Raw genomic sequence first — 22,295 nt, forward strand, 5'->3', positions numbered from 1 at the left:
TTACATTGTATGCGACTGAGAATGCCTGTCCACTTTCAGCAGTGGCCGGCGGCAGGCCCGGGCAGATCCAGACAGTTCCCGGCAGCCCCGGACAACACAGGGCGGCTCCGGTCGGCCCCGGCAGCCCGGAGCCGCGCCTAGATCCACTTCACTATTGCCAGATCCTGCCTGTGCGGAATATCGGGGTGCTTCGGAAAGATTCTGATACCGTAATGGAATGCCCCGGCCCGCGTAGGGTAGATCTGGAGACTGTACCGTGCCAGTCCCCCTTCTATATTCTCAAGCCGTAGCTCCTGAACATCGGGTTTTGCCATAGTTCCGTTTTTCGGGTTCTTTTCGGCAACGACCAGTTCAACACCTACCGACGATACATTCAGGTCCTTCAGGTCCAGCACCACATATCCGGCATGTTCCTGTCCGAGCATCAGTGGCTTTCCTGAAGTATCGGGGTAGATAACCTCAACAACCTCGATGCGGTCCCATCCCATTATCATCCTCTGTTTCCAGGATGCAAGCTGTTTTGCCAGCTCGTAGCCATTGCTGCAAAGCCTTACCGATCGCTCATGCAGCTTGTTGTAGAACCTGCCGGCATAATCATTCAGCATACGCCTCATCGTGAACAGAGGGGCAATTCCGCTTACCGAATTCTTGATGGTACTGACCCACTCCTGCGGGACATCCGATTTGTCTCTTTCGTAGAACATCGGAATTATCTCATCTTCCAGTATACTATATATGGTGTCGGCATCGAGCTCGTCCTGAAAATCCTGGTTGTCATATACCCTCTCTTCAGGAAGCGCCCAACCGGCACCCGGGCGGTAACCCTCCACCCACCATCCGTCAAGCACGCTGAAATTGAGCACCCCGTTCATCACAGCCTTCATCCCGCTGGTACCCGACGCCTCCAGGGGCCTGGTTGGTGTGTTAAGCCACACATCGACTCCCTGGACAAGCATCCTTGCCAGCTCAACATCATAATTCTGAAGGAATAGAATCCTCCCTGAAAATTCGGGCCGTTTCGATATGGTGATAATATGTTTCATGAGCTCCTGCCCGGCCTTGTCATTGGGATGTGCCTTGCCGGCAAAAAGGAACTGTACCGGCCGGTCAGGGTTGTTCACTATGGAGGCAAGCCGGTCGACGTCCCTGAAGAGCAGCTGAGCTCTCTTGTATGTGGCGAAGCGCCGTGCAAAACCCACGGTGAGGTGTTGGGAAGAAAACTTTTCCCTGACGTTCAGATAGTATCGGGGACTCTCCTGGCGGTTATGCCAGCTTGCCCGGGTACGCTCAATAATGTGGTCGGCCAGCCTCTTTCTGAGCAGCTGCCTGATCTCCCAAACCCTTGCGCTGTCAGCTTCCATAACAGGCTGCCAGGTTTCGGGCAGATGCTGCTGTTCCCGGTAACCTGCTCCCATCAGCTCTTCATAAAGGCCTTTCCATTCGGCTGCAGTCCACGTATCATGATGAACCCCATTGGTAACATAGCCAATGTGCAGTTCCTCCGGAAGGTATCCATTCCACAGATCGTTGAAAATATTCCTGCTAACCGCACCGTGAAGGCGGCTTACACCGTTAACCTCCTGTGACAGGTTGGCTGCCAGGTAAGACATTGAGAATTTCTCACCGGGGTCATCGGGATGTATCTTGCCCAGGTTCATGAACTGGCTCCAGCTGATATTGAGCCTCCGGGGATAATGTGCGATATAGGTCCGCAGCAGGTTTTCATCAAATGCATCATGCCCTGCAGGAACCGGGGTGTGGGTAGTGAAGAGGGTTGAGGCCCTAACGACCTCAAGAGCCTGGTAGAATGACAGCTTATGATCATTAACGAACCTGTTCAGCCTTTCAACACCTATGAATGCTGCATGTCCCTCGTTACAGTGGTAAATATCAGGCTTCTCGCCAATTGTCCTCAAAGCCCTGATACCTCCGATACCCAGGATCATCTCCTGCCTGAACCTGTTCTCCCAGTCTCCCCCATAAAGGTGATGAGTTATTGCCCTGTCCTGCTCCCTGTTATCATCAAAGTCGGTATCAAGAAGGTACAACGGTACACGCCCCACATCGACCCTCCATATCCTCGCCTTTACTGTGCGCCCGGGGAAAGCGATGCTGACCACGGCCCACCTGCCATCATCATGGCGCACCGGCCTGGCCGGGATCCGGGTAAAGTCTGTGGCATCATAATTTGCAACCTGATCGCCTCCGGCCGAGATCTGCTGCCTGAAATAACCATACCTGTAAAGCAGCCCCACGGCAACCATATCGGTTCCCGAATCACTTGCCTCCTTAAGGTAGTCGCCAGCCAGTACACCAAGTCCCCCGCTGTATATCGGGAGACTCCCATGAATTCCGTATTCCATGCTGAAATATGCTATACGGTATCCGTTGCCGGGCCTTTCCATATAGTTTCTGAAATTCCCGTAGACCCTGTCCAGTTCAGCCAGAAATCCCTCATCCTTCTCAAGTAACATGAGCCTCTTGTAGCTCACCTTCTCAAGAAAATCGACCGGGTTCCCTCCTGTTTCGCCCCACAACCCCGGGTCGACCAGCCTGAATAGCTGACCGGCATCTTCATTCCAGCTCCACCAGAGGTTCCTTGACAGCTCATCAAGAGCCGAAAGACGCCCGGGCAGGTTCTTATGCACGAATATGGTTTTCCATCTGGGGTCATGCAGGCTGCTGAACTTATATACAGACGGAAGTATCTCAGGAGTCACAACCGGTTCTATCTCTCTCACTCTTGGTGCGCAATTCTCATAAGCGGTATGCCAGGCCCTCAATAAGTATCCGATCTGCCTGCTCCAGTCCGTTACCTCCATCAGGGCCTCTGCATTCTCTTTCATGCCGGCTCCCTGTCTGCCTGCATCGGACAGGGAGATCACTGCACCGGCAATTTCTGAGGCCACCCGGTCATAATTGTCATCGTCCCTCTCAATGATATGCAGGGCCTGGATATCGCCTTTGTACTGACTTTTTATCCACTGTGCATAACCGCAAAGGCTGGTGGTTATTACAGGCACCCCAAAAGCTATACTTTCCATTGGCGAATACCCCCATGGTTCATAATATGAGGGGAAGACGGCCATGTCAAAGCCGGGAAGCAGATCGTTGTATGGAATATCCAGAATACCGTCGTTCCCGTCCAGGTAACTCGGTACAAAAATAACACTGACCCTGTCGCCCGGATCATTGTTAATTCCCTTCCTGCGAAGCATGTTCAGGATCGGGTCGTGTTCATGTTCATGAAGAAAATGAGTTACCACCCGGTTACCGGCAACGGGATCTGAATTTGAACCGTCCAGAACACCTGCAAGGTCGGTCCGCCCGCCGGTCTGGCCGGCAGGTACCAGCATGAATGCGACCACTTCACGATCGGCTGGCAGCTGGTCCCTCAGGATGGACATCGAATCTATGAACAGGTCTATCCCTTTGTTCCTAACCTCGTATCTTCCGCTATGCGCCAGGAAGGTTACATTGTCATCAATCGGCCTGCCCAGCAGGGCGCCTGCAACCGCACGGAGCTTTGCCCTGGCAGCAGACCTTTTAGCCGCCAGCTCATCGTCACCCGGGACAAGCCTTCTCTCGAAACCGTTGGGTGTGACCAGGTCGGCCTCCCTGTTCAGGAACTGGCCGCATTCTCTGGCCACCGGGAGGCTTACTGTTGTGAACACATCGGCATTCGCCGCTGCGAGCCTTTCAAGCGATAGTTTGGAAACAATATTCATCTCTTTTGCAACGGCATCGGTGTCAAACTTCCCGAAATCCCTGTACAGGGCCCTGTCATCCATGGCAAGGGATCTGCCGGTTACCGTGGCATGCGTTGTGAACATGGTGGCAACCGAAGGCACCCGGTCCTTCAGGTAGAGGACCCCGGCACCGGATAGCCACTCATGAAAATGGGCCAGCAAAAAGCCGGTCCCTCCGCTGAACCTGACAAAGCTCTCTATTACCCTGCCTGCAGCGTAGCCAAACAGGACCGGTTCAACATAGTCCCAATGCCCTGATATGGAGTCAAGCCTGAACCTTTCCCACATAACCTTGAATATCTCATCCTTTTGTGATATAAAGGGTGTAAAGTCGACAATAATGGCTATCGGGCGCCCTTCAATGTTCCACCTGCCGGTCCTGATACTGAGTCCCTCCCTGCCGGCGGACTCCCTCCAGGCAGATAACAGTCCGGTATCCTCCGTAAATTCAGGATTTTCTGTCTCTCCCCGCCACACATCAGGTCCCAGGAGGATATAATTACTTCCAAGTTTCTCCTGCAACATCAGGGCTTTCGAAGATATCGCCGTATGGATACCCCCGGATTTGTTACATATCTCCCAACTCACCTCGAACAGGTAGTCCGGGGTCATCATTTTTTCTGACATCTTATTCGTTATTGATTAAAACAAAGGTTTTGGCCCCGGCCGCCGGTGAACCCTGTATACAATCTGAGTGCCGGGTCCGGACCAGATTGAGATCCCTCATACCGTTCTCATGATTTTTTCCTGCCGCGAGGTTTCTTTTCGCCGGGTTCAGCTTTTTTCCTGCCGGCTGATTTAGCTTTTCCGGCAGATCCCGTTCCGGTCGACCGTTTTGAAGCTTTCGCAGAACTCTTCGTTTCGGTTGACGGTTTTGAAGCTTTCGCAGAACTCTTAGTTTCGGTTGACGATTTTGAAGCTTTCGCGGAAGTCCTCGACCCTGCTGGCGACTTCGGAGCCTTTGCAGCACCTTTCAAACCTGCTGGCGACTTCGGAGCCTTTGCAGCATTTTTCGAACCGGGTGCCACCTTCGCCTCTGAAACCTCCTCCTCACTCTCAACCACCGGAGTTGCTACCAGCTTTCTCTTCTCGCGCAGTTCACTGATCTCAGCCTGCAGCTTCTCGAGATGCTCCTCCTTTTCCCTGATCTGCCTTTTCAGCATAGTCGTTTCAGTCTCCGTCACCCCCACCAGTTCATTCACCCTCCGGGCAAAATCACTCAGCACATTCATATAGTTTATAAATGCGTCGTAAGGAGACTCATAGGGGTTGAAGTACTTGTGCACCTCCCCGTCTGAAAAGAACTTGGTTGACATGTAATAGAAGTGGTCGCTAACCTGCAGGTAACGCCAGTCGGTCATGATCTTCGGGTCGTTTGTTTTCTTGACCAGTTCCCTAAGCTCATACAGTTTCGTAAATGCCTCATTCTGCATGTCATTACCCAGCCAGGCAGACAGGTCGCGCTCCTCGTCGGCCCATGATATCGGATACGGTACATGCATGGGGGCTACCGGCTCATGCAGGGAGGCTACCTCTGAAGGTGTTGCAAACCTGAACTCATTGTGCCGCAGCAACTCACCGGGAAGAGTCCTGAGAAACTCAAATATGCCGGTCTCCGCATCCTGGTGTTCCCCGAAGGTCTCATAATCCATGAACAGGTTTATCACCTCCTCCTTTTTGCCTATATCCCTGAGCCAGCCGGCATATTTTTCGGCTGTCAGCGGCCATTCGCCCCACCCCCTGTCGGAGAAGCGGAACGCAATGTCATCGCTCAGCTTATAGTTCTTGAGAAGCAGCTTCAGCCTCGGATTAACAGCATTGTAATACAGGTAATTGGGACTCTTCCAGCCCAGTATGTGCTTTGCACCTTCGGTAAGCATGGCCCCGTAACCCATATCGGCGATCATAGCGCCTATATCATCGGAGTAAACAAGCTCGGTATTGCGGAATACTCCCGGCCTGACACCAAAAAGGGATTCTATGCGGTCGCTGTGTTCCTTTACCTGCAGCCTGAACTCGTCAGGATCGGCCAGGGAAACAAGCGAATGCGAATATGTCTCGGCCAGAAACTCCACCTGTCCGGTTGCCGCAAGCCTCCTGAAGCTTTCCAGTACTTCGGGAGCATATAGCTCAAACTGGTCAAGAGCTATTCCCGAAACTGACCAGGCAACCCTGATACGTTCACCATATTTTTCTATAAGATCGAGCATCAACTGGTTTGCCGGCAGGTAGCATCTTCCCGCCACCTTTTTCATTATCGATTCATTGGAGTAATCATCATAATAGTAATGTGATTCCCCTATGTCGAAAAACCGGTACCTCCTGAAGCGGAAGGGCTGATGCACCTGAAAATACAAACAAATGGTCTTCATTCGTATAAAGTATAGTTAATAATATTTTTCCAGAACCGTCTCATAGACCTGCTTGACATGGAGAGCTGAATTCTCCCATTTAAGATTGTCAACCTCGGTTTTGCCATGCTTTTTGAACATTTCCGACAGCGCCCCGTAATGAAGGATCCCGTATATGGCATCGGCCATCGCATCGATATCCCAGAAATCGACCTTGATGGCGTGTTTCAGTATCTCTGAAACACCTGACTGGTGTGAGATTATCACCGGCACGTTCGACTGCATGGCCTCCAGCGGAGAGATCCCGAACGGCTCAGACACCGAGGGCATCACGTACAGGTCGCTTATGGCGAACATGTGGTTCACATCCTGTCCGCGCAAAAATCCCGTGAAGTGAAACCTGTCCATTATACCCAGTTTGGCGGCCCTTCTGATGATCCTGGGAAACAGGTCGCCGCTGCCCGCCATCACAAAACGTACATTGTCAGACTTCATGAGAACCTTGTGCGCCGCCTCAACAAAATACTCCGGCCCCTTCTGCAGGGTGATACGGCCCAGGAAGGTGACTATCTTCTCATTCACCGGCTTCCTGAACTCAGGCCACTCCGCCAGCTCAAGCGGTTCAACCGCATTATACACGGTAACAACCTTGGCCGGGTTTATGCCATATTTCTCGATCACTGTGTTCCTGGTGAGGTTGCTAACCGCTATGATCATATCGGCCGCCTCCATACCCCTCTTCTCGATCTCAAACACGGCCGGGTTGACACTTCCACCACTCCGGTCAAAATCGGTGGCGTGCACGTGGATCACCAGCGGCTTGCCCGAGACAGCCTTTGCCGCCATGCCGGAAGGATAGGTCAGCCAGTCATGTGCATGGATCAGGTCAAAAGAATGGTCGTCGGCAATCACCCCTGCCACCAGTGCATAGTTGGCTATCTCCTGGAACAGGTCAGGTCCGTACTTACCTGTAAATTTCAGCCTGCCTATCTCCTCGGTGTTGAAATAAACATTGCTGCCGCCTTCCCTTGTATTGACCGTTTCGGTGTAATCTTCGGGCGACATGTAAGGCACCAGGCGGGAATGCACCTCAAGGTATGTCATCTCCCTGAGGAAGTTTTTCATCTCAATGAATTTTTTCCTTACGGGGAAATTTTCGGCCGCGATAAGGGTAAGCGCACTCTGATCTTCATCGCCCCAGGCTTTGGGAACAACAAAAAGGACCTCCAGGTCCGGGATATGCGACATTCCCCTGGTGAGCCCGTAGCAGGCCGTACCAAGTCCCCCGCTTATATGAGGCGGGAATTCCCATCCGAACATTAAAACCCTCATTGGCTATACCGTTTGATAATATATAATTAGTTGCTCCATCCTCAGCAATTCCGCCACGTTCCATGCATATGAAAGCGCACCGTCAGGGTAATGGGGCGGATCGCCATCATACAGTTCAGATATTGATCCCACGCCATGCACCTGCATATCCTCCTCAAATCCTGCGAACAGTCTCTTAACAATTTCCGCCCCGGTCTTCTTGTGCAGCCGCAGGTATGCATCGGCCCAATGCCCAAGCAGCCAGGGATAGGCCGTTCCCTGGTGTGCAGCAACATCCCTTGTTTCCTGATCGCCCTCATAGATACCTTTGTAGAGTGGATTCTTCGGAGCGAGTGTCCTCAGCCCCTTTGAGGTAAGCAGCTCGCTTTCAACAATCTCCAGCAGTCTCTTCTTCTTGTCATCGTCAAGGGGACTGTAAGGAACTGATGCCGCCAGCACCTGGTTGGGCCTGACTGACCAGTCGGCCCTGTCATCCCGCACATAATCTGCCAGGTAACCTCTCTCCTCATCCCAGAACATCCCGACGAAAGATTCGCCTGCAACCGGGGGAATATCCTTCCACCTGCTTACAAAGGCCTTGTCACCTCCGGCTTCGGCAAGCTTCAGCGCAAACCTCACCGCATTGAACCACAGGGCATTTATCTCCACCACATAGCCTGAACGGGGCGTAACCGGCAGTCCCCCTGCCACACAGTTCATCCATGTTCGCGGAACATTCTGCTCAGCACAGAACAGAAGGCCGTTGTCGTGCATGGTAACAATGTTGCCTATCCCATTACGGAGCATGCCAAGCAGATCCTTCACCTTCCGGCCGTATGTTTTCCAGGTCAGCTCCCTGTCGCCTTTCTGGTGTGCATATTGCTGAAGGGCCCACATGAACCATAGCGGCTCATCAACACCCATACGGCTGTCTTCAGCCTCACCCCCGGGAGCAGCTCTCATGGTCCTGAGTAGTTCAGGCAGGCAGGAATCGAGCACCGCCTTGAAAAGCTTCATATCACCCATCGCAATTGCCAGTCCGGGTAAAGACGCAAAAGTATCCCTCATTATCCTTCCGTGCCAGGGGAATCCGGCCAGTATCCCGGTCTTTTTCTCCTTTCGGATAAAGAATTGCTGGGCAGAGTTCAGCAAACAGTTATGGAAAGTATTTCTTGGAATACGCTTTCTAATCTCACCCTGGAACTTCCGTTTCAGTGCCGAAGGCTCCATCTCACGGGTGCTTGCAGAAAAAACAACAGCCTCTCCCTTTTTCAGCGGGAACTCAAAATATCCCGGCATATAAAGATCTTCCTTGTATTCGTATCCCCTCTTCTGTTCCTCGATATACTCAACATTATAGTTCCAGTCGGGGCCCGCCACAAAATCAGCATCCTTTGACATCTGCATGTTAAGCCACGGGTAGCCCATGTACATCCTGGTCTTTATACCCTTTTTTATCTTCTGTGTTTTCGTGATAACATCCATGTTCGCCTTACTCAGCGAATGGATGTTCCTGAATGCCAGATAGGGTCGTAATCTCAACTTTGTCGGTGAATGCGCATCGAGAAGTGTATATTTTATCAAAAGGCTCTCTTCGGTCTGCGCCAGCAGCCACTCCCTTGCCAGAACCACGCCTCCTACCCTGTAAACCAGCCTGGGTATAGGGTCTGTCTCAAAATCCCTCAGATATTTGTGTCCCTTCGGGTTGTAGTAGTCCCCTGCATACTTGTGTATCCCCAGGTTGAATGACTGATCATGCTGTATGACAGTTTCATGCAGTCCTGACAGCAGTACATGATGACCGCCGTCAAGATACTCCAGGGGACAAACCAGAAGTCCGTGATACTTCCTCGTATTGCTGGCAATTATTGTCGTACAGGCATACGAGCCTGCACGGTTTGACCTGATCAGCTCCCTGTTAAGTGAATAGGAAAGGTTGATCAGCCTGGTCTTGTCAAAATTCAGGTAACTCATCGGTACAAACTATTATTATCAGACTGCGCAAAACCGTTCATTTGCGCACTCTGTTTTTAACATAAACAGACCACAAAAGTACAAAATAATTGATTGCTGATAAGATATTTGTACGAATTCTGCAACAAAAATGCTGCCTGGTGAATACCCATAACAACGGATGCCCCTAAAGGTTCATTTACGGCCCGTTATAATGATGTTTATTCCTGATTTAAAAAATAATTATCTTCGCACCTGTAAGAGTTTGAAATAACATGACCGGAAAATGTATAAAGCAGCAAAAACCGTAATTACAATATTCCACGACAACTGTAAGGGAGCTTTTGCACTGATGAGTGTAATGGCAGCAGCACTTTTTTATTCAGGTTGCTCAGTGCCCGATACCACTTTTTCAATCAGTGGCACTATGGACAATGCCACCGGTAAAACGCTTTACCTTTATGAAATGGGCACCTATGAAAGGGAGCTGATCGACTCGGCCGTGACCGGTCCAGATGGCAGCTTCAGCTTTGCAGGCAGTATTGAAAACACCAGGTTCATGACGATCAGTCATAACCTGAACAGCCTGATTCTGATAGTATCGCCGGGAGAGGACATAACCGTTTCGGCCGATATAGACAACATGCTTTTGACTGCCCGGATAAACGGGTCGCCCGAATCTGAGCTGGCAGCCGGGTTCAACAGGCGGATGGCGCATACCCACAGGGTTCTCGATTCCATATCTGCAGTATACAGGAACAGCCGTGGTGAAGCTTCTGCAGTCATTGAAGCGGTAAGGGAGAAGACCCGGAGGGAGTTCAATGCAGAGGCGGACAGGATGAGGGAATTTACAATTGATTTCATTAACCGTAACCCGGGGTCGCTGGCCAGCATGATGGCCCTTTACCAGCAGATTGACGGTGAAAACTTCATACTGAACTCTACCGGCGATTTCAGGTATTACATCAAGGTCGATTCTGCCCTGATGATAAATTACCCTGACCTTGAGTATACTGCCACCTTTAACGAAAATGTACGCAGCATGAGGGAGCAGATGGAGCTCAGGCAGCACAGGGAGAGTATGATCGGAGCGGGAGCCGTTGCACCGGAAATATCGCTTCCCGGCCCCGGAGGTGAAACAGTAGATCTCTCTTCCCTCAGGGGCAGCTATGTGCTTCTTGATTTCTGGGCATCATGGTGCCCGGTTTGCCGGGAGGAGATTCCACACCTTGCAGATGTATATGACAGGTTCGGCAATGAGGCATTCGAGATTTACCAGGTTTCGCTCGACCGGTCCAGGGAGAGATGGCTTGCAGCCATTAACGACCTGGATATGGGACGGTGGATACATGTGAGCGACCTGGAGTTTCTTGGCTCACCCGTCGTAGCGCTGTACCAGATTGAAGCCATTCCTGCCAGTTTCCTGCTTGACCCTGACGGTGTAATTATTGCAAGGGATCTGAGGGGAGAGGCGCTGGAGCAGGCACTTGCACAGATTTTCGAATAAACAAAACAATCGATCATGATACAAAACCAACTGCGGCCCTCATCAGCCGGTAACAGGATCACACTGCTGGCAGCACTGTTGCTGCCCCTTGCCGTAATGGTCCAATCATGCGGTGAAACATCAGGGGTACGTATATCGGGAACCATTGATGAGGGGGAAGGGAAGACTTTATGGTTTGACAGGCTTGAAATCGGCGGGGCTGTGCCGGTTGACTCAGTTAGCCTCAAGGGCAACGGAAGGTTCACATTCAGGGCTAAGCCCGCAATGCCTTCTTTTTACAGGCTAAGGATTGAAGGCAACAATTTCATAACTCTGCTGGCAGAGCCGGGAGAGAGGATAGCTGTCACTGCCAGGGCATCAAACCTGCCTGAGACCTACGATGTCGAAGGGTCTGAGGGATCGGCCCTGCTTAAAAAACTGAACGACAGGCTTATCACTACCAGGAGGCAGATTGACCCGCTCATCAGGGAGATCCTGGATCTGGAGGAGGGCCCTGGCTTTGAAGAGGAGGAGGCAAGGATAAACGAAGAGCTGGAAGATATCATTAATGCCCAGCGGAACTTCTCCATCGCTTTTATCCTTGATAATATGGAATCGCTTGCAGCAATAACGGCGCTCTACCAGCAGCTGGATGACCAAAATTACGTACTGAACCGGACCAGGGACATCCAGTACCTGAAGATAGTGGCCGGATCATTAAAAAAGGTCTACCCTGACTCCCCCCATGTGAGAGCCCTTGCCTCCGACGCCGAAAGTCAGGAGAGGGCATACGAGGCATTCAGGTTTGCAGCCATGGCAGAGCAGAGCGGACATGTAGTCACTACCTATCCTGATATCAACATGCCCGGGCCCGACGGTGAGAATATCAGCCTCCATTCCCTGCCCGAAAAATACAAGCTTGTTTTTTTCGGGTCATCTCTGAATGCCTCAAGCGTTCAGTTTGCCAACGACCTGCTGCCTGTCTATAATGCCTTTCATGCCAGGGGCTTCCAGGTATACCAGGTGTCAGTTGAAAGGGACAGGGATGAGTGGCTCAGGAGCATTCGGTTTTCCGAACTGCCCTGGATCCATGTTGCCGAACCCGGAGAAGAGCCCTTTATCGCTGCACAGGCATATAATGTTCAACAGATCCCTTCGAACTACCTTATTAACCGTGATGCAGGCATAATAGCCAGAAATCTCAGCGTCCCTGAATTGAGGCGCAGGCTTGCAAGAGCAATGGACTGACAATTTATGGGCGGCCGGATCATCTCCGGCAAAACCAGACAACAGACTTGACTGAAAAGAAAAAAATATATTTTGCCTCCGATGCACATTTCGGACTTCCGGGTCCGGTAAAAAGCCTTGACCGCGAACGGCTTTTTGTCAATTGGCTTGATCAGGTAAGCAAAGATGCAGGAGAGATCTATCTTTTAGGCGACATTTTCGATTTCTGGTTCGAATACCGGAGGGTTGTCCCCAGGGGCTTCACCCGCCTTCTCGGCAAAATCGCCGGGATAACCGACAGCGGCATTCCAGTCCACTTCTTTACAGGTAACCATGACATATGGGTATTTGATTACCTTCCGGCGGAGACGGGCATGACGGTCCACAAAGGACCTGTTACCCGCGAGTTTTCAGGCAGTAAGTTTTACCTCGCCCATGGTGACGGATTTGATAAGAGGGACAAAAGTTTCAGATTTATGAAGTCGGTCTTTACAAACCGTCCACTGCAATGGCTCTTTGCAAGGATTCACCCCAATTTCGCCATCTGGTTTGCACATAAATGGTCGCATAACAGCCGTTACTCCAAGGAGCTGATAACCCCCTACAGGGGTGATGAAAATGAAGAACATGTGCTCTTTGCCAACAGGCTGCTTGAGAAAGAGCACTTCGACTATTTCATATTCGGTCACCGCCACCTTCCCTATGATGTTGCCCTCAGCAACGGCACCAGCAGGTGCATTAATTTGGGCGACTGGCTATGGCACTTCACTTACGGAGTTTTCGACGGCGAAAATATGGAGATAAGGAAATTCGCCTCACCATCCTGACGGTAACACCCGTAAACTTCATGACAACCCGCCGGGCATGCAGTCAGGCACGGCACATCTTACTGACGGGCTTGCTGACAAGCACGGCACACCATACCGACAGGCACGGCACATCTTACTGACGGGCTTGCTGACAAGCACGGCACACCATACCAACGGGAACGGCACAGAACCACCGATAAAAAGCCCGCCGGATTTTCCGGCGGGCCCTTATGCTGAGACTGAAAAAGCCTTTTTAGAATAAGCTGTAGCTTACTGCAACACCAACGGTAACAACCGAGGCCATCACCATCAGCTTGATAAGTATATTAAGGCTGGGCCCTGAAGTATCCTTGAAAGGATCTCCCACGGTGTCGCCCACAACGGCGGCCTTGTGGTTCTCTGAACCTTTGCCCCCGAGGTTTCCTTCTTCGATGTACTTCTTGGCATTGTCCCATGCTCCACCGGCATTGGCCATGAATATCGCCATAGCAAACCCCGATGATATGGTACCTACAAGCAGGCCTGTTACTCCGGCAACACCAAATACCAGCGCTACTACTACAGGAATAAGCAGTGCTATCAGCGAGGGAACCATCATCTCCCTCTGTGCACCTTTCGTTGATATCTCAACGCACCTTGCATAATCAGGCTCGGTCGTGCCCTCCATAATACCTGGCATCTCCTTGAACTGGCGGCGCACCTCATCAACCATCTTCTGCGCTGCACGGCCCACTGCGGTCATTGTCATCCCGCTGAAAATAAATACGGCAAGAACACCTACAAGAATACCTACAATTACCAACGGGTTCATCAGGTGTATGTCGTAATGATGGATAAAGTCAATGAACTGGGCATCAATGGCGGGTATTCCGTTTATAGGCATTTCAGGCTGGTCAAGGAACTTCACTATCATGATCTTCACCTCCTCGAAGTAGGCTGCAAGAAGAGCAAGCGCTGTCAGTGCGGCGCTGCCTATGGCAAAACCCTTGCCTGTTGCGGCTGTGGTGTTGCCAAGTGCATCAAGGGCATCGGTTCGGTTACGCACCTCATCGCCCAGCTTGCACATCTCGGCGTTTCCGCCTGCATTGTCGGCTATCGGTCCGTAAGCATCCGTTGCAAGAGTGATGCCAAGGGTGGAAAGCAATCCCACTGCAGCGATGCCAATACCGTAAAGGCCCATATTGAGGCTTGCGGCATCATATACAAATCCGCTTGAAAAACCGAATGCCAGGGTTATGCCAACGACAATGATCCCGAGAGGAACAGCTGCGGAGATCAAACCGGTACCTATACCGGCTATTATTAAAGTGGCAGGACCAGTACTTGCTGCCTCGGCAATCTTGCGGGTAGGGCTGTAAGCCGAGGCCGTGAAGTACTCGGTTGACTGTCCGATTGCAATACCCGCCATCAGACCTACAACTATCGAACCCCAGATTCCCCAGAAGTTGGGGAAACCAAGCAGGTAAAGTATAGCGAGGGAAAAGACCACGATCAGTGCTGCACTGGTATTTACACCTATACCGAGTGACTTGAGCAGCTCTTTCTGTGTTGCACCTTCCCTGGTCCGTACAAGGAATACACCCAGTATCGACAGCATTGTACCCACAGCCGCGATGAGCATCGGGGCTATAACTGCGTTCATCTGAAGGTCAGTGCCGACATAGGCAGCAGCACCCAGAAGCGCCGTAGCCAGAATTGAGCCTGCAAAAGATTCAAAGAGGTCGGCGCCCATACCTGCCACATCACCAACATTGTCGCCAACGTTATCAGCAATGGTTGCGGGGTTACGCGGATCATCCTCGGGAATACCGGCTTCAACCTTGCCTACAAGGTCGGCTCCCACATCGGCGGCTTTTGTATATATACCTCCGCCAACCCTTGCGAAGAGAGCCTGCGTTGAGGCACCCATACCGAAAGTAAGCATTGTTGCTGTTATGGTGAGCAGCTTCATGCCCATATCAGGTTCTTGCACGAATATGTTGAGCACGATGAACCAGGCTGAAATGTCGAGCAGAACCAGTCCGACAACCACCAGGCCCATAACGGCTCCCGAGCGAAAAGCAAGCCTAAGTCCCCCGTCCAGCGAGGTACGGCATGCATTCGCCACCCTTGCTGAAGCAAAAGTGGCAGCCTTCATCCCGAAGAAACCGGCAAGACCCGAAAAAGCACCTCCGGTAAGGAATGCGAAAGGAACCCAGGGGTTCTGAATTCCCAGTACATAAGCCATTATGGCAAAAATAACGGTGATAATGGCAAAAACAATTGCAACGACCTTATACTGCTGACGAAGGTAAGCTCCAGCCCCTTTGCGGACATGAGCTGCTATTTTCTTCATCATGTCTGTCCCTTCATCCTCGCTCATCATCTGCTTAAAGAAATAATAAGCAAACCCAAGTGCAAGGATGGAACTCAATGGTACTAACCAGAAAATTTCAGGCATAATAATTCCTCCTTTTTATTAAGTTAATAGTTAAAGTTGATTGAGATTTCTATGTTTTAAATACAATGTTTTGTTTTACAGACACTTAGCTATATAATTGAGGAAAAACAGTCACAAATTTAAAAAAAATACCAGATTATGGACTATGATTTATCTAAATAATGTTTAACCGCAGGAGGGTTATCACCCGGCCCAGGTTTCACGGTCAAGGCTCCTGTACTGTATTGCCTCTGCAAGGTGTTCCGGTTGGACCGATCTGCAGCCTTCGAGGTCTGCTATTGTCCGCGACAGCTTAAGGATACGGTCAAATGCTCTGGCCGACAATCCCAGTCTGACCATTGCGTTTTTCAGCAACAGCTTTCCGGCATCTGAGATAGTGCAAAATTCGCGGATCATTTTGGTGTTCATCTGGGCATTGCAATGCACAGAAGGGTAACCGGCAAACCTGTCCTGCTGTACCTTCCTTGCTTTGGTTACCCTTGCCCTGACCGGGACAGAGCTCTCTGCACTGCCCTGCCGGTCAAGCTTATCAAAGGGAACGGGTACAACCTCTATATGTATATCTATCCGGTCAAGAAGAGGGCCGGATATCCTGTTGAGGTATTTCCTGACGGTTCCGGGGGGACATACGCACTCCTTGTCAGGGTGGTTATAATTGCCGCAGGGACAAGGGTTCATGGAGCCCACCAGCATAAAACCGGCAGGGTAGCGGACCGAGTACCTGGTACGCGATATCTCTATAACCCTGTCTTCAAGAGGCTGCCTCAGCACCTCCAGCACTGTGCGCTGGAACTCCGGGAGCTCGTCAAGAAAAAGCACTCCGTTATGGGACAGCGAAACTTCCCCGGGTTGCGGCAATGAGCCTCCTCCTGCCATGGCTACGGCGCTGATGCTGCTGTGCGGAGAACGGAAAGGCCTTCTGGTCATCAGCGAGTGCCTGTTACCGGTGCGACCCGCAACCGAATGGATCTTGGTTGTTTCGAGCGACTCCCCGAGTGTAAACGGGGGCAGAATTGTCGGTAGCCTGCGCGCCAGCATGGTCTTTCCCGATCCGGCAGACCCTATCATCAGAACGTTGTGTCCACCGGAGGCAGCTATCTCAAGAGCCCTCTTGACATTTTCCTGGCCGCATACATCAGAGAAATCTTCCCCGTGGATGTCTGCACATCTGGAAAACTCCTGCTCAGCATCAACCCTGACCCTTTTTAAAGCAACCTTGCCACTGAAGAAATCTGCCACTTCACCAAGCCGGGATACACCGTATACCTCGAGACTCCCGACCAGTGCCGCCTCAGGGGCATTCTGTTCAGGAAGTATGAAGCCCCTGAACCCCTTACGGGCAGCCGTTACTGCTATGGGAAGTGCGCCTTTGACCGGAAGCAGGCTGCCGTCGAGAGACAGCTCGCCCATAATAAGAAAATCTCCCAGCATGCCGGCGGGGATCTGACCTGAAGCGGCAAGGATGCCCACCGCAAGTGTAAGATCGTAAGCTGCCCCTTCCTTGCGTATCCCTGCAGGCGCCATATTGATAACTATCCGGCGGCCCGGCATCCTGAACCCGATATTTTCTATGGCTGTGGCTATCCGCTGCTGACTCTCCCTTACGACGTTGTCGGGCAGGCCAACCATCAGGAAGCTAACACCCCGGGTGATACTGACCTCTACGGTAACTACAATGGCATCGATACCGGCAAGAGCTGAACCATAGGTTTTAACAAGCATTACGCAACGGCTTTTCGCGGCCCGGGGAGGGCCATGTTTTTAATACCTGATGCAGCGGACTGAAAAGCCGAAGGATTTGTCATTTATAGATCTGTATATGCCCTCTTCATTAATGCTGATCCCTCTTCTCCAGGCATGGCCATCCTTGTCTTCGGTGGAGGTCCAGAAATACCCCGTATTACCGATCCTGTTATAGGAGCCGGTAATAAACCTGTTTCCACCCCTGAGAGCCTCAAAACCGGTATCACCCTCCGGCTGGATCTGTGAACCTGCGCTGCCTCTCCACAATATATCATCAACATCTTCCCGGGTCATCCCGAGGAAGAGTTCGAGGATCTTCCACTCACTGTCGCTTGGAATGTGCCAGCCCGGCGGGCACACACCACGGGAACTCTCCTGTGTGCTGTACTGCATGGCCTCACCCCACTGGTACAGTCCGCCATACTTATCACAAAGAACCGTGTTGTTGTCATAACAGTACTTTTCAATCACCCCGTTATCCTGCTGGTCGGTACTGCCGTCGATCATCTCACCCCTGTTGATGTTCTCAACCATCCAGTACTGGTCGCCCAGCCTCAGGGTCCTGTAGACAGTGCCGTCGGTAGTGTCTGTAAACGTACCGTAGAGGCCGGCGTCGCCATCAGGAGGCTCCCTGTCGCACGAACCCAGGTGCAGGACCGCGACAACCAGCGCGGACGTGCAGATCAGTCTGAAACAAAGTGCAACCCTCCTCCACATAATTAAGTTACAATTTTTTTTCTACTTAATAACAACGACATGGAAATTTTTTATTTGGTATTCAACGGTAATTTCCAAAAAGATAATATTGCAATGACGGTCAATTAATCTGCCTATACGTAAAACAAAGCTAAAAGTAACACTTTTTCGCCTTAAATGCATAATCGCATTCCTATACTACCCGCCCGAAGGTTGACGCGGGGGCAGTTTACGAAAGTGCCCGTTTTTCGAAAACCTCAATTTTGCCTAACTTTGCAAAAAACAGAGAGATGATTGCAAGATTCTTCAGGTTGCCAAAAACCAAACAGTTCCATTACAAGCCCAGGTACTATGATGAGCGGAAGGAGGCTCTGGACAAGCGTATTGCCCAGATAAAGTCTGAAATGGGCATAACCGGCGACCAGTCCGGCGAAAGCAATTACTTCAGGGGCGACTACAAAAGCCATATAAAGGGGCAAATGAGGGGGTATTTCAAGTATGCCAAAAAAGAGAAGCAGACCTCCAACATAAGGCTCCTGATTATCCTGATGGTGCTGTTAGCGCTTGCCTGGTACATAATATATTTTTAGTAGCAGGTATGGCAGATGTGATACGGTTGCTACCCGATTCAGTAGCCAACCAGATAGCCGCGGGCGAAGTGATACAGAGGCCCGCCTCGGTGGTAAAAGAGCTGATGGAAAATTCGGTCGATTCCGGTGCCACAAATATCAGTGTGCTGGTAAGGGAAGCGGGCAAGAACCTGGTGCAGGTGATCGATAACGGCTGCGGGATGAGCGAGACGGATGCGAGGCTTTCAGCCGAAAGGCATGCCACATCAAAAATAAGGGAAGCGGCTGACCTGTTTGCCATCAGAACGATGGGGTTCAGGGGAGAAGCGCTGGCCTCTGTTGCTGCGGTGGCCGAGCTTGAGATACAGACCCGCAGACCCGGCGATGATGTCGGTATCCTCGTTGAGATAAGAGGGTCGGAATTTGTCAGGCAGGAGCCGTCAGCCTGCCAGGCAGGCTCCAGGTTTACTGTCAGGAACCTGTTTTACAATGTTCCCGCACGCAGGAAGTTCCTCAAGACCAATACAACCGAGTTTAAGCATATAATTACTGAATTTCAGCGCATAGCGCTGGCAAATCCGCAAATCGGGTTTTCCCTGAACAATGAGGGCACAGAAATACTGAACCTTCCTGCCGCAGGATACCGCCAACGTATTATCCACACATTCGGGAAGAACATTAACCAGCACCTTGTTGAGCTTAAAACCGAGACCAGCGTTGTTAATGTCAGGGGGTATATCGCCAAGCCGGGATATGCCAAAAAATCGCCCGGAGAGCAATTTTTCTTTATAAACAGCCGCTTTATGAGGCATCCCTGGATGCACAAGGCTGTGACCAGGGCCTTCGAAAAGCTTATTCCCGCCGATGCTATCCCCTCCTACTTTATATGGTTCGAAGCAGACCCGGCATCGGTTGATGTCAATATCCATCCCACAAAAACAGAGATAAAGTTTGAAGACGAAAAGGCGGTATGGCAGATCCTTATGGCATCGGTAAGGGAAGCACTGGGTAAATATAACCTGGTGCCTTCGATAGATTTCAATACAGAGGGCAGAATAGACATTCCGGCTGGCAAGCCCCCTGCCGGGACAACTCCGCCGGAGATCACTATTGACCCGGATTACAACCCCTTTGACCGGGGTTCATCAGGAACATCCCGGCATGGTTATGAGGGCCCGCTCAAAAGCAGGGTCCATAACTGGGAGGAACTGTACAGGGGGTTTGAAGAGGGGAAGACTGAACATGGTCAGGGAAGCATCACCATAAGCGGAGGGCAGTCCCCCGGCACCGTTGATCACAGGCAGGATGAAGATCCCGGGAGCGGCTTACCTTTACTGCTTCAGTTGAAAGGAAGGTATATACTATCGCCTGTAAAGTCAGGCCTCATGATAATCGACCAGAAAAGAGCGCATGAGAGGATCCTCTATGAGAAATTCATGAAGACCAAAAAATCGGGCTCGGTCGTTGCCCAGCAACAGCTTTACCCGGTAACAATGGAACTAAATGCAACGGAATACCAGCTGCTGAAAAAACTGGCCCCTGAACTGGCCGGTTTTGGTTTTGATATCAGGGATTTCGGGCGAAACACCATAGTTATTTCCGGATGCCCGGTTGATACCGGCGGCACTGATCCGGCCGCCATGATAGGCGACCTGCTAGCAGAAGCAGCCTCATCGGGAGATTCAATCAGCCAGAACAAAAATGAAAGGATCGCCTTCAACCTGGCAAGATCATCTGCCGTTAATTATGGAAGGCACCTGACCAGGGAGGAGATGCAGGAGATTGTAGACAAGCTGTTTGCTTGTGAGACGCCGAACTATTCACCTGATGGGAAGCCGGTTGTGACTATTGTTGACCATGACGAAATCGACAAAAAGTTTCGCCGGCCATAACAGCCTTAATAACTACCCCTTGCCCGATAAATTAGTATCATATGGGAATAAATTGGATACCATTTATTAATTTTACAGGCTGGCAGCGAATAACAGCCGCTGCTGAATATTAAAGAGCCGGGTTGTCTTTTCCGGCCGGCATCAAAATGGAAGAAACATGATTGCAGGAAGATACGGTGGGATACCTCTGGTTGTAAAGAACCTACTGATCATAAACATAATTATGCTGCTCGCCGACTTTGTGATGAGCAGCACCTTTGATGTCCAGCTTACGCGTATCCTGGGGCTCTATTATTTTGAGTCAGAATATTTCCGGCCATACCAGATCATCACCCACATGTTCATGCACGGGGGACTGGCACACTTGTTCTTCAACATGTTTGCCCTGTGGATGTTCGGAAGGGTGCTTGAAACCGTATGGGGAAGCAAGCGTTTCCTGGTTTACTACCTGGTTACGGGGCTTGGCGCAGCAATACTGCATACATTTGTAAATTACCTTGAAATATCATCAATGGTGAATGCTGCCAGGGCGTTTATCAACACACCTTCTCCGGACCTGTTCCAGGCGTTCATAAACGACCATATTACAAGGCCCAACAGGCAGGTGTACGATTTCATAACAAGCTGGTCATACGATCCCAACAACCAGTCCTATATATCACAGGCAGTTACAATGGTTGAAAACAGCGTAAGGCACAAGATGAATATTCCGACAGTGGGAGCATCCGGAGCCGTTTTCGGTGTCCTTCTCGCTTTCGGAATGCTGTTCCCCAATACGAAACTGATGCTGCTGTTTCCGCCCATTCCCATAAAGGCGAAATATTTTGTAATAGCTTACGGTTGTATTGAACTGTACCTGGGGTTGACCCGGCCCGGAAGCAACATTGCCCATTTTGCACACCTCGGGGGCATGATCTTCGGGTTCATACTTATTAAATACTGGCAGAAGAACACCAGGAACTTCTACTAGACACAGTGTTAGTCCGGACTTACCGGGTTTAAAACAAATTGACAGGCTGTACGTTATACGGTAAGCATAATTGAAGACCCGGGAACAGTTTAGGTGCATAACACCCTGACATCAGAAGATGAGCATTATTGATGAGATAAAGACCTCTTTTCAGAAGGGCAGCATGCTGACAAAGCTGATCTACATCAACCTTGCGGTTTTTGTAGCTGTTAAGCTTGTTCAGGTAGTGCTGTTCCTTTTCAGCACGGGACAGCCGGGAACATTTTTCCTGATAGACTGGCTTGCCGTACCGGCAAATATTGAGGGCCTCCTTTCAAGGCCGTGGACTATCTTCACCTATATGTTCCTCCACGAGGGATTCCTGCATATACTTTTCAATATTCTTTGGCTCTTCTGGTTTGGAAGGATATTCCTGGAATACCTTGACGAGAACAAGCTGCTTGGAGTATATATCCTGGGGGGCCTCGCGGGCGCCGCACTCTATATTTTCGCATTCAACGTTTTCCCTGTCTTTGCGCAGGTGTTACCCGTATCCCGTGCCCTCGGTGCATCAGCCGCCGTGCTTGCAGTGGTCATATCAATCTCGGTCTACGTGCCAAACTACACCATAAACCTGGTGTTCATAGGGCCGGTCAGGCTCAAGTATATAGCAGCCTTTATGATCGTTCTTGATGTAATAAGCATTGCCGGCAGCAATGCAGGAGGACATATTGCACACCTGGGAGGCGCTTTGTTCGGCTGGCTCTTCATAAGGCAGTACCGGAAGGGCAAAGATCTCACCAGGGGGATCAACGTCCTGTTCTTTAAAATAGCATCACTGTTCAAGCCTCCCCGGAAGCTTAAGGTTGAATACAGGAAATCCCGGACCGATTATGATTATCACAGGCAAAAGGCGGAAAGACAGAAGCGTATAGATGACATACTTGACAAGATCTCCAAATCGGGCTACGACAGCCTGTCAAAAGAAGAGAAGGAGATCCTGTTCAGGGTCAGCAACAAATCCTGATGACATTTCAATTACCATCATCTTATACAGGCCGGGACGCCGGAGGAAAAGCAGGGCGCCTGTCGGTTTTGATCACGGCCGGGACGCCGGAGG

15 protein-coding genes are annotated in these 22,295 nt (G+C 50.9%); 8 read left to right on the top strand and 7 right to left on the bottom strand.

From position 1 onward, the window contains the following. Nucleotides 1–137: 137 nt before the first annotated feature. From glgP to EA408_07205, 4 genes are all read right to left on the bottom strand, one after another. Nucleotides 138–4,376: an alpha-glucan family phosphorylase gene (glgP, locus tag EA408_07190; protein ID TVR72295.1), complete on the bottom strand. Its 4,239-nt coding sequence runs from the start codon at nt 4,374–4,376 to the stop codon at nt 138–140. Nucleotides 4,377–4,483: 107 nt separating this feature from the next. Beyond that, entirely contained in the window at nt 4,484–6,121 is a 1,638-nt protein-coding gene (locus tag EA408_07195) for an alpha-amylase (GenBank protein ID TVR72296.1), read from the bottom strand. Nucleotides 6,122–6,136: 15 nt separating this feature from the next. Next, the gene (locus EA408_07200; GenBank protein TVR72297.1) at nt 6,137–7,432 is read right to left on the bottom strand and encodes a glycosyltransferase family 1 protein; all 1,296 of its coding nucleotides are present in this window, start codon (nt 7,430–7,432) and stop codon (nt 6,137–6,139) included. A 3-nt stretch (nt 7,433–7,435) separates the two neighbouring features. Beyond that, nucleotides 7,436–9,385: an amylo-alpha-1,6-glucosidase gene (locus tag EA408_07205; protein TVR72298.1), complete on the bottom strand. Its 1,950-nt coding sequence runs from the start codon at nt 9,383–9,385 to the stop codon at nt 7,436–7,438. A gap of 265 nt (nt 9,386–9,650) precedes the next feature. On the opposite strand from EA408_07205, the gene EA408_07210 reads away from it, so the two are divergent. Genes EA408_07210 through EA408_07225 form a run of 4 tightly spaced genes read left to right on the top strand, consistent with a single transcriptional unit; the run spans nt 9,651 to nt 13,148 of the window. After that, nucleotides 9,651–10,871, top strand: coding sequence for an AhpC/TSA family protein (locus EA408_07210; protein TVR72299.1), 1,221 nt, complete (start codon nt 9,651–9,653; stop codon nt 10,869–10,871). Between the two features lie 15 nt (nt 10,872–10,886). Beyond that, nucleotides 10,887–12,098, top strand: a complete 1,212-nt coding sequence (locus tag EA408_07215) for a DUF4369 domain-containing protein (GenBank protein TVR72300.1) — start codon at nt 10,887–10,889, stop codon at nt 12,096–12,098. 47 nt (nt 12,099–12,145) lie between these two features. Continuing rightward, nucleotides 12,146–12,904 carry a UDP-2,3-diacylglucosamine diphosphatase gene (locus tag EA408_07220; GenBank protein ID TVR72301.1) on the top strand — a complete coding sequence of 253 codons (759 nt, stop codon included), beginning with the start codon at nt 12,146–12,148 and terminating at the stop codon, nt 12,902–12,904. Nucleotides 12,905–12,941: 37 nt separating this feature from the next. Beyond that, nucleotides 12,942–13,148 carry a hypothetical protein gene (locus tag EA408_07225; protein TVR72302.1) on the top strand — a complete coding sequence of 69 codons (207 nt, stop codon included), beginning with the start codon at nt 12,942–12,944 and terminating at the stop codon, nt 13,146–13,148. On the opposite strand, the gene EA408_07230 is transcribed toward EA408_07225, so the two are convergent. The 3 genes from EA408_07230 to EA408_07240 all read right to left on the bottom strand — a co-directional run bounded on the left by EA408_07230 (nt 13,140) and on the right by EA408_07240 (nt 17,786). Beyond that, nucleotides 13,140–15,332, bottom strand: a complete 2,193-nt coding sequence (locus EA408_07230) for a sodium-translocating pyrophosphatase (protein ID TVR72303.1) — start codon at nt 15,330–15,332, stop codon at nt 13,140–13,142. The two genes, EA408_07225 and EA408_07230, sit on opposite strands and share 9 nt — an antisense overlap. Nucleotides 15,333–15,509: 177 nt before the next feature. After that, nucleotides 15,510–17,048 (bottom strand): ATP-binding protein, encoded by a 1,539-nt coding sequence (locus EA408_07235; protein TVR72304.1) that lies wholly within the window; start codon nt 17,046–17,048, stop codon nt 15,510–15,512. A 39-nt stretch (nt 17,049–17,087) separates the two neighbouring features. Continuing rightward, the gene (locus EA408_07240; GenBank protein TVR72305.1) at nt 17,088–17,786 is read right to left on the bottom strand and encodes a hypothetical protein; all 699 of its coding nucleotides are present in this window, start codon (nt 17,784–17,786) and stop codon (nt 17,088–17,090) included. A 242-nt stretch (nt 17,787–18,028) separates the two neighbouring features. Here EA408_07240 and EA408_07245 point away from each other — a divergent pair, with 242 nt between their 5' ends. The 4 genes from EA408_07245 (at nt 18,029) to EA408_07260 (ending at nt 22,202) form a co-directional block, all read left to right on the top strand. Further along, nucleotides 18,029–18,355, top strand: a complete 327-nt coding sequence (locus tag EA408_07245) for a hypothetical protein (protein TVR72306.1) — start codon at nt 18,029–18,031, stop codon at nt 18,353–18,355. Between the two features lie 8 nt (nt 18,356–18,363). After that, a complete protein-coding gene (gene mutL / locus EA408_07250; GenBank protein TVR72307.1) occupies nt 18,364–20,226 on the top strand; it encodes a DNA mismatch repair endonuclease MutL in 1,863 nt (620 codons plus the stop codon). Between the two features lie 157 nt (nt 20,227–20,383). Beyond that, complete coding sequence (locus EA408_07255; GenBank protein ID TVR72308.1) at nt 20,384–21,196, top strand: rhomboid family intramembrane serine protease; 813 nt, start codon at nt 20,384–20,386, stop codon at nt 21,194–21,196. Nucleotides 21,197–21,314: 118 nt separating this feature from the next. After that, nucleotides 21,315–22,202, top strand: a complete 888-nt coding sequence (locus tag EA408_07260) for a rhomboid family intramembrane serine protease (protein TVR72309.1) — start codon at nt 21,315–21,317, stop codon at nt 22,200–22,202. The last annotated feature ends 93 nt before the right edge of the window (nt 22,203–22,295 follow it).

This window comes from Marinilabiliales bacterium (assembly GCA_007695015.1).
Classification (GTDB): Bacteria; Bacteroidota; Bacteroidia; order Bacteroidales; family PUMT01; genus PXAP01.